We start from the raw sequence: 12514 nt of genomic DNA on the forward strand, positions 1-12514 counted from the left end.
CGAGCCAAACCCTGTTCAACTAACAATTTCGGAGGAATCCTGTGGCTCAAGAAGCCCTCACTGACCTAAGTAAGGTCCGCAACATCGGCATCATGGCGCACATCGATGCTGGAAAGACCACCACCACTGAGCGAATCCTGTTCTACACCGGTGTAAACCACAAGATCGGTGAAACTCACGATGGTGCGTCAACCATGGACTGGATGGCTCAGGAGCAGGAGCGTGGTATCACGATTACTTCTGCTGCAACCACCTGTTTCTGGAACAAGAACCAGATCAACATCATTGACACCCCCGGTCACGTTGACTTCACCGTGGAGGTGGAGCGTTCGCTCCGCGTTCTCGACGGTGCTGTTGCAGTGTTCGATGGTAAGGAAGGTGTTGAGCCTCAGTCTGAGACCGTATGGCGTCAGGCTGACAAGTACGACGTTCCTCGTATCTGCTTCGTCAACAAGATGGACAAGCTCGGCGCTGACTTCTACTTCACCGTAGACACCATCGTCAAGCGTCTGGGCGCTAAGCCACTTGTTATCCAGCTTCCTATCGGTTTCGAGAACACCTTCGAAGGTGTTGTTGACCTGGTAGAGATGCGTGCACTCACCTGGCGTGGAGACGCTAAGGGTGACGTGGAAATGGGTGCCAAGTACGACATCGAAGAGATCCCTGCGGACCTCGTCGACAAGGCAAACGAATACCGCGCTGCACTGATCGAAGCTGTTGCTGAAGGTGACGACGAGCTCCTCGAGCGTTACCTCAACGGTGACGACCAGTTCACTGTTGCTGAGATCAAGAAGACCATCCGCAAGATGGTTATCGCTTCGGAGATTTACCCCGTTCTCTGTGGTTCTGCTTTCAAGAACCGTGGTGTTCAGCCCATGCTTGACGCTGTTGTTGACTACCTCCCCAGCCCACTCGACGTTGCCGCAACTCAGGGCCACGACGTGCGTGATGAGGAAAAGGTCATCGAGCGTAAGCCTGATGCTTCCGAGCCTTTCGCAGCACTTGCGTTCAAGGTTGCCGTTCACCCCTTCTTCGGTCGTCTCACCTACACCCGCGTTTACTCGGGTAAGGCAGAGTCCGGTGCTCAGGTGCTCAACGCAACGAAGGACAAGAAGGAACGTATCGGCAAGATCTTCCAGATGCACGCCAACAAGGAAATCCCTGTTGACTTGATGTCTGCTGGTCACATCTACGCCGTGATCGGTCTGAAGGACACCACCACTGGTGACACCCTCTGCGATCCTGCAAACCCCATTGTTCTTGAGTCCATGAGCTTCCCCGAGCCAGTTATCTCGGTTGCTATTGAGCCCAAGACCAAGGCTGACCAGGAGAAGCTGGGTACTGCTATCCAGAAGCTTGCTGAAGAAGACCCCACCTTCCGCGTAGAGCAGGACCAGGAAACTGGTCAGACTGTGATCTCCGGTATGGGTGAGCTTCACCTCGACATCCTCGTTGACCGTATGCGTCGCGAGTTCAATGTTGAGGCCAACGTGGGTAAGCCTCAGGTTGCCTACCGCGAGACCATTCGTCGCAAGGTAGACAAGCACGACTACACCCACAAGAAGCAGACCGGTGGTTCAGGTCAGTTCGCTAAGGTTCAGATCTCACTCGAGCCTCTTGAGGTTCAGGGCGACAAGATCTACGAATTCGATAACCAGGTAACTGGTGGACGTGTTCCTCGTGAATACATTCCATCCGTTGATGCTGGTTTCCAGGCCTCCATGGCAGTCGGCGTTCTCGCTGGCTACCCCATGGTCGGCGTCAAGGGCATCCTCCTCGATGGTGCCTACCACGACGTTGACTCATCGGAAATGGCCTTCAAGCTTGCAGGCTCAATGGCCTTCAAGGAGGCGGCCCGAAAGGCTGACCCCGTTCTTCTCGAGCCACTTATGGCTGTTGAAGTTCGTACTCCCGAGGAGTACATGGGTGATGTTATCGGTGACCTCAACTCTCGCCGTGGACAAATCCAGTCCATGGAAGATGCAACGGGTGTCAAGGTCGTTAGCGCCCTTGTTCCCCTGTCGGAGATGTTCGGATACGTCGGTGATCTGCGGTCTAAGACCTCAGGTCGCGCTGTGTACTCGATGACTTTCGACAGCTACGCCGAGGTCCCGAAGGCTGTCGCCGACGAGATCGTCCAGAAAAACAAGGGCGAGTAATCTCGCTCCTTGTGAGTTCAGTAAAATAATCCAAACCCTGTAGTTTCCAACCGGAAGCTACTCGAATGTCCTAGGAGGACCCCGTGGCTAAGGCCAAATTCGAGCGCAACAAGCCTCACGTAAACATCGGAACCATTGGTCACGTTGACCACGGTAAGACCACTCTTACCGCAGCAATCTCCAAGGTTCTCGCTGACACCTACCCATCCGCAACCAACGTTCAGCGCGACTTCGCGTCGATCGACTCTGCTCCTGAAGAGCGTCAGCGCGGTATTACCATCAACATCTCGCACGTTGAGTACGAGACCCCCAAGCGTCACTACGCACACGTTGACGCACCTGGCCACGCCGACTACATCAAGAACATGATTACCGGTGCTGCTCAGATGGATGGCGCAATCCTCGTGGTTGCTGCTACCGACGGTCCTATGGCTCAGACTCGCGAGCACGTTCTGCTCGCAAAGCAGGTTGGTGTTCCTTACCTCCTCGTTGCTCTGAACAAGTCCGACATGGTTGACGACGAAGAAATCCTTGAGCTCGTTGAGCTCGAGGTTCGTGAACTCCTCTCCAGCCAGGGCTTCGATGGCGACAACGCTCCTGTTGTTCGCGTATCCGGCCTCAAGGCTCTCGAGGGTGACGCAAAGTGGACCCAGTCGATCCTGGACCTGATGGAAGCTGTTGACAGCTCCGTACCAGACCCAGTACGCGACAAGGACAAGCCATTCCTCATGCCCGTTGAGGACGTCTTCACCATCACCGGTCGTGGAACCGTTGTAACTGGTCGCGCCGAGCGCGGTACCCTCCTCATCAACTCTGAAGTTGAGATCGTTGGTATCCGTCCCACTCAGAAGACCACCGTTACCGGTATCGAGATGTTCCACAAGCAGCTCGACGAAGCATGGGCTGGCGAGAACTGTGGTCTTCTTCTTCGCGGTACCAAGCGTGAAGAGGTTGAGCGTGGACAGGTTGTTGTAAAGCCTGGTTCCGTTACTCCTCACACCAACTTCGAAGGAACTGCCTACATCCTTTCCAAGGATGAGGGTGGACGTCACAACCCATTCTTCGGAAACTACCGCCCTCAGTTCTACTTCCGTACCACTGACGTGACCGGCGTTATCACCTTGCCTGAGGGCAAGGAAATGGTTATGCCTGGTGACACCACTGACATGACCGTTGAGCTGATTCAGCCCATCGCCATGGAAGAGGGCCTCGGCTTCGCTATCCGTGAGGGTGGTCGTACCGTAGGTGCTGGTACCGTAACCAAGATCATCAAGTAATTTCGATTACTCGATAGAGGGGCCGAGCGAAAGCTCGGCCCCTTTTCTTATGCCCAAAAACTCGCGACTTGGTAGCGTTGCATCATGAGTTTGTCGGAGCTGTTGATGTGGGTCGGGGCCATTGTCCTGGTGATCTTCGTGGTCTCCTATCCCGCCCAGCGCCGCTTCAAGAAGACAGGTAGGCGCCCTTCTGGCGGAGCAGCAGGTGCCTTCGCTGTCATGGACGAGCTCTTTCACCCCAGCGCTCGTGAGTCTCGAATCGTTGCTGAAGAACAGGCAGAGGCGAGAGCTCCCATGCCGTCAGCTGATGACAAACCATTCGATGAGAACCGCATTGTCATCACCCTCCCGCCAGAGTCGAAATAACTCCTGGCTCTGCCCGGTAGATTTGTGAGTGTGAGTGTGAAGCGGAAACAGGTTGCCGGCTGGAGTGCCGTGGCCCTTATCTCGCTTACCGTGATCATCTTGATTGCTCAGTGGTCCAGGACTATTCCTGAGGTTGCCGTCTTCATTTCGTACTATCGAGGAACCACCGCGCTCCCAGAGGGAGCTCCTGTTGGCTTGCCTGCATGGCTTGGCTGGCAACACTTCCTCAACATGTTCTTCCTGCTGCTCATCATTCGCACCGGTTGGATTATTCGCTCTAAGGAGCGTCCCCCCGCTTTCTGGACTCGAAACGATGAAGGCTTTTTGAAATACACCGGCCCTGCTCAGCGCATGGGCATCTATCACTGGTTCCACCTGTGCCTAGATTTCCTGTGGGTGCTCAACGGCATCGTGTTCATGGTGTTGTTGTTTGCCACGGGTCAGTGGATGCGTATCGTTCCTACCTCCTGGGACATCTTCCCCAACGCCGCCTCGGCAGCTCTGCAGTATGCGTCGCTGAGGTGGCCCATGGAGAACGCCTGGGTGAACTACAACAGCCTGCAGGTTCTCGCCTACTTCGTCACGGTGTTCATCGCGGCACCAATTGCTATCAAGACCGGTCTTCGATTGTCACCCATCTGGCCCAAGCAGGGCTGGTTGCACCGTGTCTTTCCTGAAGACCTTGCCCGCAAGCTGCATGTGTTGGTTTTGTTCTACTTCTTCATCTTCATCGTGGCCCACGTCACCTTGGTCTTCACCACCGGTGCTCTGCGGAACCTCAACATGATGTTTGCGGCCAATGACGGAACGTCCTGGTTGGGCGCCGGGATCTTTGGCTTGGCTGTTGTTGTCATGGTGGTGGGCTGGTTACTGGCTAAGCCCAGCATCTTGAAGCCGATTGCTCGCTTGTCTGGAAAAGTCCAGGGTTAAACCCTTCCCCGTGAGCGGAAGCTCATGTGCAGGGAATTGTGACAGGCAGGAATAGCCTTGGTTTCATGTGGGCGACGCTGAAGTCACTGCTCCCAAGCCGAGCAGACTATTCCGCCCTACCTAGAACTTGGAAGTCTGACCTTCTCGCCGGCCTCACCGTCGGCATCGTGGCATTACCCCTTGCCCTTGCTTTTGGTGTGAGCTCAGGTGTGGGTGCTGAGGCTGGCCTCATTACCGCTGTGGTTGCCGGGTTTATTGCCGCCGTCTTTGGTGGATCTAATGTGCAGGTCTCCGGTCCCACAGGTGCGATGGTTGTCGTGCTGGCCCCGATTGTGGCAACTCATGGTGTTGCCTCGGTCGTGATTGTTGGCCTGATGGCAGGGGTCATTGTGTTGCTGTTGGGTTTGTTCCGGCTGGGGCGCTCGGTGTCCTTTATTCCCTGGCCAGTTATTGAAGGCTTCACTCTGGGTATTGCCGTCATCATCTTCGTTCAGCAGATACCGGCATCTGTCGGTTCTCCTGAGTTCGTGGAGTCGACCAATGCGGTGCTCTCTGGAATCAGTGCCATCGTGGCCGCGAATGTGGACTTGGCACTGTGGTCTCTGGGTGCGGTGCTCATTGTTGCGCTGATCATGGTGGTCACACCGAAGTTCATCCCCGTTGTTCCCGGTTCCATCATTGGCATCATCGTGATCACTCTGGTTGCTGAGCTGACCGGATCTCCTCTGGTTCGCATTGGGGAACTGCCCAGCTCACTGGGACTGCCATCGCTTCCAGACTTTGCCGGCGTCAACCTAGGGGAGTTGGTTGTTCCCGCATTCGCTGTTGCCGCTCTCGCAGCTATTGAGTCTTTGCTTTCAGCACGCGTGGCGGCCAGCATGGCCAACACAGGAGTGTTCAACCCTGATCGTGAACTGCTCGGTCAAGGACTGGCTTCCGTCGGGTCCGCTCTGTTTGGTGGCATGCCTGCCACCGGTGCTATTGCTCGCACTGCAGTGAACGTGCGCTCGGGGGGAAAGACCAGGGTGGCCTCGATAGTTCACGCCGCAGTCTTGTTGGGTGTGGTCTATTTGGCTACAGGTCCCGTCTCCCGGATTCCTCTCGCTGCGCTCGCCGGAGTGCTCATGGTGACGGCCGTGCGGATGGTTCCGAGCAAGGCAGCGTGGAAGATTCTGCGCAGCACCAAGCATGACGCCACGATATTTATTGCCACCGCGGTGATTACCGTTGCTCTCGATCTGATTGAGGCAGTCGTAGTTGGCATTGTGGTGACGGTGCTCTTCTCTATCCGTGCACTGATCATGCGCGGCAAGGTTCACCAGGTTGAATTACCAGGTCCTGCGGCTTCGGGGGATGAGCGTATTGCACTGTTCCGCATTGAGGGTGCGCTCTACTTTGGGGTGGCCGACAAGATTCATGAAGAAGTCACCACCCATCCAGATGTCACCGTGGTGATTATTCAGCTCTCGGGCGTGCAATTCCTGGATGCCACTGGCGCGCAGATTCTGGCGGAGATCGTGATGCAGCTGGAGCGTGACGGCAAAACTGCCATTATCAAGGGGATTCCCGAGCAACACCGGGAGCTCATTACCCGTGCGGGCGTATTGGGAGAGCTGCGCCACCCCAACCACTTGTTTGATAATTTAGAGCTCGCGGTAGCCCACGCACGCTCGCATATAACACGCGAAGATGCTGCAACGGCGGAAGGTCTGCCCAGACCCTTCTTTAGCTGAGGCAACTGTGGCGTGTTTGCTGGGCAAACTCCTCGACACGCCCGGGTTGCACTCCGGTTGTATTGTGTGGCAGACTCTTCAAGTTCGACATTTTCTGCCTTTGTGCAGAAATCACTACCCTGGCAGTGCATAACGACGGAATCATTCCGATCACGTTAGGCCGCAGGTAGAGGACATCGCCAAAGCTCTCCGTTGAGCCTGGGGTAACCCAGACTGTGCCGCGTTCGCGCGGGACGAGAGCCTAAGCACATTGACATGTAAACAGTGGTGCGACACCTAAAAGTAGAGTGCCAGCGTTTTAACGCGAAGCGTCCAATGCAGCTCCGAGGCTGTAAGACGCTCTGAATGAAAGAGAGAGTCACATGGCGGGACAAAAGATCCGCATTCGACTTAAGTCATATGACCACGAGGTCATTGACTCCTCGGCGCGCAAGATTGTTGACACTGTAACCCGTGCGGGTGCAACTGTTGTCGGCCCTGTGCCCCTTCCTACCGAGAAGAACGTGGTTTGTGTAATCCGTTCTCCTCACAAGTACAAGGACAGCCGCGAGCACTTTGAGATGCGCACCCACAAGCGTTTGATCGACATCGTCGACCCCACGCCCAAGGCTGTTGACTCGCTCATGCGTCTTGACCTTCCTGCTGATGTCAACATCGAGATCAAGCTGTAGAGGTCACCATGGCAAATCCAACTAAGACTGTTAAGGGTCTGCTCGGCAAGAAGCTGGGCATGACTCAGGTATGGGACGAGAACAACAAGCTTGTTCCCGTTACCGTTATCGAAATCACCCCCAACGTGGTTACTCAGCTGCGCACCGTTGAGAAGGACGGCTACGAAGCTATCCAGATCGCTGGCGGCGCTATTGACCCTCGCAAGGTAAACAAGCCTGCGACCGGTCACTTTGACAAGGCAGGCGTCACGCCTCGCCGTCACGTCACTGAGGTTCGCACCCCTGACGCTGGTTCATACAGCGTTGGCCAGGAGCTCACCGTTGACTCCACCTTCGAAGCCGGCCAGAAGGTCGACGTCATGGGTACGAGCAAGGGTAAGGGCTTCGCCGGTGTTATGAAGCGTCACAACTTCAAGGGTGTTTCCGCATCTCACGGTGCACACCGTAACCACCGTAAGCCCGGTTCTATCGGTGCTTCTTCGACCCCCAGCCGCGTCTTCAAGGGCATGCGCATGGCCGGTCGTATGGGTGGAGAGCGCGTTACCGTGCTCAACCTCAAGGTTCACGCAGTAGACGCAGAGAAGGGCCTCTTGCTCGTCAAGGGCGCTGTTCCCGGTGCACGTGGCCGCCTCGTATTCGTTCGCAACGCAGTGAAGGGGGCGTAGTCCATGGCTACCGTTACCACTCTCGACGTCGTTGACCTCAAGGGCAAGAAGGCTGGCTCTGTAGAGCTTCCTGCTGAACTCTTTGACGTCACCGTTAACGTCCCACTGATCCACCAGGTTGTTGTAGCTCAGCTTGCTGCTGCCCGTCAGGGTACGCACAAGGTCAAGAGCCGCGGCGAAGTTTCTGGTGCAGGTCGCAAGCCTTTCAAGCAGAAGGGAACCGGTCGCGCTCGTCAGGGTTCGATCCGTGCTCCTCACATGACTGGTGGTGGAATCGTCCACGGACCAACCCCACGCAGCTATGCACAGCGCACCCCCAAGAAGATGATTGCTGCAGCTCTGCTCGGTGCTCTCTCTGACCGCGCACGTGGTGGACGTCTCCACGCCGTGACCGCATTCGGTGAGAACGCACCTTCGACCAAGGTTGCATCTGACTTCTTGAACACCATCGCGAAGAGCAAGAACGTACTCATCGTTCTTGAGCGCAACGATGAGCTTTCGCTCAAGAGCGTTCGCAACCTGCCTAACGTTCACGTTCTGAACTCAGACCAGCTGAACGCTTACGACGTGCTCGTCTCTGACGACATCGTGTTCACTCAGGAAGCAATCACCTCCTTCGTGAACAGCAAGAAGAAGGATGAGGTCAAGTAATGACTCTCGACGTGTGGAACAAGGACCCTCGCGATGTCATCATCGCTCCGGTCGTTTCGGAAAAGAGCTACGGCCTGATCGACGAAGGTAAGTACACCTTCCTCGTAGACCCTCGCTCGAACAAGACCGAAATCAAGCTCGCTATCGAGAAGATCTTCTCGGTTGAGGTTGCTTCGATCAACACCCTGAACCGTCAGGGCAAGACCCGCCGTACCAAGTTTGGCCAGGGCAAGCGCAAGGACACCAAGCGCGCCATTGTCACTCTGAAGTCCGGTTCCATCGACATCTTTACGGCCGTTGGCTAAGCGGAACGGATAAAGAGGATTAATCATGGCTATTCGTAAGTACAAGCCCACAACCCCGGGCCGTCGTGGCTCGAGCGTTGCGGACTTCGCTGAAATCACTCGTTCGACTCCTGAAAAGTCGTTGCTGCGCCCCCTGTCCAAGACTGGTGGCCGTAACAACCAGGGTCGTATCACTACCCGTCACATCGGTGGTGGCCACAAGCGCCAGTACCGCGTTATCGACTTCCGTCGTAACGACAAGGACGGCGTATTGGCCAAGGTCGCTCACATTGAGTACGACCCCAACCGCACCGCACGTATTGCACTGCTTCACTTCGTTGATGGCACCAAGCGCTACATCTTGGCTCCCAACAAGCTGAACCAGGGTGACTTCGTTGAGTCGGGCGCAAGCGCTGACATCAAGCCAGGTAACAACCTGCCTTTGAAGAACATCCCCACCGGTACCGTCATCCACGCGATCGAGCTCAAGCCCGGTGGCGGAGCAAAGATGGCACGTTCCGCTGGTGCATCTGTTCGTCTCGTTGCTAAGGACGGCCCCTACGCGCAGCTTCGCCTGCCTTCGGGTGAAATTCGCAACGTTGATGCTCGTTGCCGCGCCACCATTGGTGAAGTCGGTAACGCCGAGCAGTCGAACATCAACTGGGGTAAGGCTGGCCGCATGCGTTGGAAGGGCGTCCGCCCAACCGTTCGTGGTGTTGCTATGAACCCAGTCGACCACCCACACGGTGGTGGTGAGGGTAAGACCTCCGGTGGTCGTCACCCTGTCAGCCCCTGGGGTCAGAAGGAAGGCCGTACACGCCGTCCTAACCAGGAAAGCGACAAGCTCATCGTTCGCCGTCGTACCGTCGGCAAGAAGCGCTAGTAGGAGTTACAGAAGATGCCACGCAGTCTTAAGAAGGGCCCCTTCGTTGACGAACACCTGCTCCGCAAGGTTGTTCGCCAGAACGAGGCCAACACAAAGAACGTAATCAAGACCTGGTCGCGTCGATCGATGATCATCCCCGCGATGCTCGGTCACACGATTGCAGTTCACGACGGTCGCAAGCACATTCCTGTGTTCGTTACCGAAACCATGGTCGGTCACAAGCTCGGTGAATTTGCACCGACTCGTACCTTCCGCGGTCACGTGAAGGACGACAAGAAGGGCCGTCGCCGCTAACCGCGGTGACGATAGGAGGAATAGAAATGGTGGAGTCAGTCGCACGCGTGCGTCACATCCGCGTTACCCCTATGAAGGCTCGACGCGTTGTTAACCTGATCCGTGGAAAGCAGGCTCACGAAGCTCTCGCGATTCTGAAGTTCGCACCTCAGACCGCTTCCGAGCCCGTATACAAGCTTGTTGCTTCGGCAATCGCTAACGCTCGTGTCAAGGCAGATGCTGCAAACGCATTCCTTGACGAGCAGGACCTGTTCGTCTCAGAGGCTTTTGTCGACGAGGGAGCAACCCTGAAGCGTTTCCGTCCCCGTGCACAGGGTCGCGCATTCAAGATCTTGAAGCGCACCAGCCACATCACTGTCGTACTTGCTACCCCCGATGAACTCGTGGTTGCTGGCAAGGCTGCGAAGAAGGAGGCCAAGTAATGGGCCAGAAAGTAAACCCCTACGGCTTCCGTCTGGGAATCACCACTGACCACGTGTCACGTTGGTTCTCCGACAGCACGAAGAAGGGTCAGCGTTACGCCGACTTCGTGACTGAGGATGTCAAGATCCGTCGCATGCTGAGCGAGACCCTCGACCGTGCAGGTGTTGCACGCATCGAGATCGAGCGCACCCGTGACCGCGTCCGCGTAGACATTCACACTGCCCGCCCCGGCATTGTGATCGGTCGCCGTGGCGCCGAGGCTGAGCGCATCCGCGCTGACCTCGAAAAGCTCACTGGTAAGCAGATCCAGCTCAACATCCTCGAGGTGAAGAACCCCGAGGCTGAGGCTCAGCTGGTAGCTCAGGGTATTGCTGAGCAGCTTGCAGGTCGTGTGGCTTTCCGTCGCGCAATGCGTAAGGGCCTTCAGGGCGCTCAGCGCGCTGGCGCCAAGGGTATTCGTATCCAGGTGTCCGGTCGTCTGGGTGGCGCTGAAATGAGCCGCTCCGAGTTCTACCGTGAAGGTCGTGTGCCACTGCACACCCTCCGCGCGAACATCGACTACGGCTTCTACGAGGCCAAGACCACCTTCGGCCGCATTGGTGTGAAGGTATGGATTTACAAGGGCGACATCACTAACAAGGAACTTGCTCGCGAGCAGGCTAACCAGAAGAGTGTCCGTCCCGAGCGTAGCGACCGTCCCCGTCGCGCCCCACAGGGCGAGAAGGCTCCGGTTGCAGCAGGAGTTGAGGCATAACCATGTTGATTCCACGTCGAGTAAAGCACCGTAAGCAGCACCACCCCGGCCGTTCCGGCCAGGCAACTGGTGGTACCAAGGTGTCGTTCGGTGAGTTCGGTATCCAGGCTCTGACCCCCGCATATGTGACGAACCGTCAGATCGAGTCCGCTCGTATCGCGATGACCCGTCACATCAAGCGTGGTGGAAAGGTTTGGATCAACATCTACCCTGACCGTCCTCTGACCAAGAAGCCAGCTGAAACCCGCATGGGTTCCGGTAAGGGTTCACCAGAGTGGTGGGTAGCTAACGTCAAGCCAGGCCGCGTGCTCTTCGAGCTCAGCGGTGTCAACGAGACCATTGCTCGTGAAGCAATGACTCGTGCAATCCACAAGCTGCCCCTCAAGGCACGCATCATCAAGCGCGAGGAGGGTGACGCATAATGGCTATCGGATCCAAGGAACTCGGTTCCAACGACCTAGACACCTTTGACAACGAGCGTCTCGTAGAAGAGCTCCGTAAGGCGAAGGAAGAGCTGTTCAACCTGCGCTTCCAGTCGGCTACCGGCCAGCTCGAGAGCCACGGACGTCTCCGTGCTGTCAAGCGCGATATCGCACGCATCTACACGGTTCTCCGTGAGCGCGAGCTCGGTATTCGTGCAACGCCTGCTGCAGCAGCTGCTCCAGCAAAGGCTGAGAAGAAGACCAAGGCCGTCAAGGCCGAGACCGCGGAGGAGACCGAATAATGGCTACCGCAAAGGCTAAGAAGGCCGAAGAGACTGAGGCAATCGTTCGCGGTTACCGCAAGGTTCGTCGTGGTTACGTAACCAGCGACAAGATGGACAAGACCATCGTTGTCGAGGTTGAGGACCGCGTTAAGCACCCTCTCTACGGCAAGGTTATTCGCCGCAGCTCGAAGGTTAAGGCTCACGATGAGCTGAACACCGCCGGCATCGGTGACCTGGTTGTTATCAGCGAGACCCGTCCGCTCAGCGCTTCCAAGCGCTGGCGCCTGGTCGAAATCGTCGAGAAGGCTAAGTAGGCCCTCGCCTACTTCGTAAAAGGAGTTAGAAGTGCTTCAGCAAGAATCACGCGTCAAGGTTGCCGACAACACCGGCGCCAAGGAGCTGCTCACGATTCGCGTTCTCGGTGGTTCCGGTCGTCGTTACGCCGGTCTCGGTGACGTCATCGTTGCAACCGTCAAGGACGCAATCCCCGGCGGAAACGTAAAGAAGGGTGACGTCGTCAAGGCAGTCATCGTTCGTACCGTTAAGTCGACCCGTCGTCCCGACGGTTCCTACATCAAGTTCGACGAGAACGCAGCTGTCATCCTCAAGACGGATGGCGAGCCACGCGGTACTCGTATCTTCGGTCCTGTCGGTCGCGAACTCCGCGACAAGAAGTTCATGAAGATCGTTTCATTGGCACCGGAGGTTATCTAGT

17 protein-coding genes are annotated in these 12514 nt (G+C 56.5%); all 17 read left to right on the forward strand.

Annotated elements, in window-relative coordinates:
* Positions 1–41: 41 nt before the first annotated feature.
* Positions 42–2159, forward strand: a complete 2118-nt coding sequence (fusA, locus tag AURMO_RS00875; RefSeq protein ID WP_110232717.1) for an elongation factor G — start codon at positions 42–44, stop codon at positions 2157–2159.
* An 83-nt stretch (positions 2160–2242) separates the two neighbouring features.
* Positions 2243–3436, forward strand: a complete 1194-nt coding sequence (gene tuf, locus AURMO_RS00880) for an elongation factor Tu (RefSeq protein ID WP_110232718.1) — start codon at positions 2243–2245, stop codon at positions 3434–3436.
* An 84-nt stretch (positions 3437–3520) separates the two neighbouring features.
* Positions 3521–3802, forward strand: a complete 282-nt coding sequence (locus AURMO_RS00885; RefSeq protein ID WP_162532623.1) for a hypothetical protein — start codon at positions 3521–3523, stop codon at positions 3800–3802.
* 24 nt (positions 3803–3826) lie between these two features.
* Positions 3827–4732, forward strand: coding sequence for a cytochrome b/b6 domain-containing protein (locus tag AURMO_RS00890; protein ID WP_204163626.1), 906 nt, complete (start codon positions 3827–3829; stop codon positions 4730–4732).
* A 65-nt stretch (positions 4733–4797) separates the two neighbouring features.
* On the forward strand, positions 4798–6465 hold the full coding sequence (locus AURMO_RS00895; RefSeq protein ID WP_110232721.1) for a SulP family inorganic anion transporter: 1668 nt from the start codon (positions 4798–4800) through the stop codon (positions 6463–6465).
* A gap of 362 nt (positions 6466–6827) precedes the next feature.
* On the forward strand, positions 6828–7136 hold the full coding sequence (rpsJ, locus tag AURMO_RS00900) for a 30S ribosomal protein S10 (protein ID WP_030147986.1): 309 nt from the start codon (positions 6828–6830) through the stop codon (positions 7134–7136).
* Between the two features lie 8 nt (positions 7137–7144).
* Entirely contained in the window at positions 7145–7801 is a 657-nt protein-coding gene (rplC, locus tag AURMO_RS00905) for a 50S ribosomal protein L3 (protein ID WP_110232722.1), read from the forward strand.
* A 3-nt stretch (positions 7802–7804) separates the two neighbouring features.
* Positions 7805–8452, forward strand: a complete 648-nt coding sequence (rplD, locus tag AURMO_RS00910; protein ID WP_110232723.1) for a 50S ribosomal protein L4 — start codon at positions 7805–7807, stop codon at positions 8450–8452.
* The gene (rplW, locus tag AURMO_RS00915; protein WP_110232724.1) at positions 8452–8757 is read left to right on the forward strand and encodes a 50S ribosomal protein L23; all 306 of its coding nucleotides are present in this window, start codon (positions 8452–8454) and stop codon (positions 8755–8757) included. The genes rplD and rplW overlap by 1 nt, the downstream gene beginning before the upstream one ends.
* 25 nt (positions 8758–8782) lie before the next feature.
* Positions 8783–9619 carry a 50S ribosomal protein L2 gene (gene rplB, locus AURMO_RS00920; protein ID WP_110232725.1) on the forward strand — a complete coding sequence of 279 codons (837 nt, stop codon included), beginning with the start codon at positions 8783–8785 and terminating at the stop codon, positions 9617–9619.
* Between the two features lie 15 nt (positions 9620–9634).
* Complete coding sequence (rpsS, locus tag AURMO_RS00925; RefSeq protein WP_096382546.1) at positions 9635–9916, forward strand: 30S ribosomal protein S19; 282 nt, start codon at positions 9635–9637, stop codon at positions 9914–9916.
* 26 nt (positions 9917–9942) lie between these two features.
* The gene (gene rplV, locus AURMO_RS00930; RefSeq protein ID WP_110232726.1) at positions 9943–10338 is read left to right on the forward strand and encodes a 50S ribosomal protein L22; all 396 of its coding nucleotides are present in this window, start codon (positions 9943–9945) and stop codon (positions 10336–10338) included.
* Positions 10338–11093 (forward strand): 30S ribosomal protein S3, encoded by a 756-nt coding sequence (gene rpsC / locus AURMO_RS00935; protein WP_110232727.1) that lies wholly within the window; start codon positions 10338–10340, stop codon positions 11091–11093. Before rplV ends, rpsC begins: the two co-directional genes overlap by 1 nt.
* A gap of 2 nt (positions 11094–11095) precedes the next feature.
* Positions 11096–11515 (forward strand): 50S ribosomal protein L16, encoded by a 420-nt coding sequence (rplP, locus tag AURMO_RS00940; RefSeq protein WP_096382539.1) that lies wholly within the window; start codon positions 11096–11098, stop codon positions 11513–11515.
* Complete coding sequence (gene rpmC / locus AURMO_RS00945; protein ID WP_110232728.1) at positions 11515–11817, forward strand: 50S ribosomal protein L29; 303 nt, start codon at positions 11515–11517, stop codon at positions 11815–11817. Before rplP ends, rpmC begins: the two co-directional genes overlap by 1 nt.
* Positions 11817–12113 (forward strand): 30S ribosomal protein S17, encoded by a 297-nt coding sequence (gene rpsQ / locus AURMO_RS00950; RefSeq protein ID WP_096382535.1) that lies wholly within the window; start codon positions 11817–11819, stop codon positions 12111–12113. Before rpmC ends, rpsQ begins: the two co-directional genes overlap by 1 nt.
* Before the next feature lie 31 nt (positions 12114–12144).
* Positions 12145–12513 carry a 50S ribosomal protein L14 gene (gene rplN / locus AURMO_RS00955; protein WP_110232729.1) on the forward strand — a complete coding sequence of 123 codons (369 nt, stop codon included), beginning with the start codon at positions 12145–12147 and terminating at the stop codon, positions 12511–12513.
* The last annotated feature ends 1 nt before the right edge of the window (position 12514 follow it).

The organism is Aurantimicrobium photophilum, assembly GCF_003194085.1.
Classification (GTDB): Bacteria; Actinomycetota; Actinomycetes; order Actinomycetales; family Microbacteriaceae; genus Aurantimicrobium; species Aurantimicrobium photophilum.

Excerpts from the sequence above, each read along its gene's own strand:
- rpsQ (WP_096382535.1), top strand. The coding sequence starts at position 11,817 with ATGGCTACCGCAAAGGCTAAGAAGGCCGAAGAGACTGAGGCAATCGTT.
- rpsS (WP_096382546.1), top strand. The coding sequence starts at position 9,635 with ATGCCACGCAGTCTTAAGAAGGGCCCCTTCGTTGACGAACACCTGCTC.
- AURMO_RS00885 (WP_162532623.1), top strand. The coding sequence starts at position 3,521 with ATGAGTTTGTCGGAGCTGTTGATGTGGGTCGGGGCCATTGTCCTGGTG.
- rpmC (WP_110232728.1), top strand. The coding sequence starts at position 11,515 with ATGGCTATCGGATCCAAGGAACTCGGTTCCAACGACCTAGACACCTTT.
- rplW (WP_110232724.1), top strand. The coding sequence starts at position 8,452 with ATGACTCTCGACGTGTGGAACAAGGACCCTCGCGATGTCATCATCGCT.
- rplD (WP_110232723.1), top strand. The coding sequence starts at position 7,805 with ATGGCTACCGTTACCACTCTCGACGTCGTTGACCTCAAGGGCAAGAAG.
- rpsJ (WP_030147986.1), top strand. The coding sequence starts at position 6,828 with ATGGCGGGACAAAAGATCCGCATTCGACTTAAGTCATATGACCACGAG.
- rplB (WP_110232725.1), top strand. The coding sequence starts at position 8,783 with ATGGCTATTCGTAAGTACAAGCCCACAACCCCGGGCCGTCGTGGCTCG.
- rpsC (WP_110232727.1), top strand. The coding sequence starts at position 10,338 with ATGGGCCAGAAAGTAAACCCCTACGGCTTCCGTCTGGGAATCACCACT.
- AURMO_RS00895 (WP_110232721.1), top strand. The coding sequence starts at position 4,798 with ATGTGGGCGACGCTGAAGTCACTGCTCCCAAGCCGAGCAGACTATTCC.
- rplC (WP_110232722.1), top strand. The coding sequence starts at position 7,145 with ATGGCAAATCCAACTAAGACTGTTAAGGGTCTGCTCGGCAAGAAGCTG.
- rplP (WP_096382539.1), top strand. The coding sequence starts at position 11,096 with ATGTTGATTCCACGTCGAGTAAAGCACCGTAAGCAGCACCACCCCGGC.
- rplV (WP_110232726.1), top strand. The coding sequence starts at position 9,943 with ATGGTGGAGTCAGTCGCACGCGTGCGTCACATCCGCGTTACCCCTATG.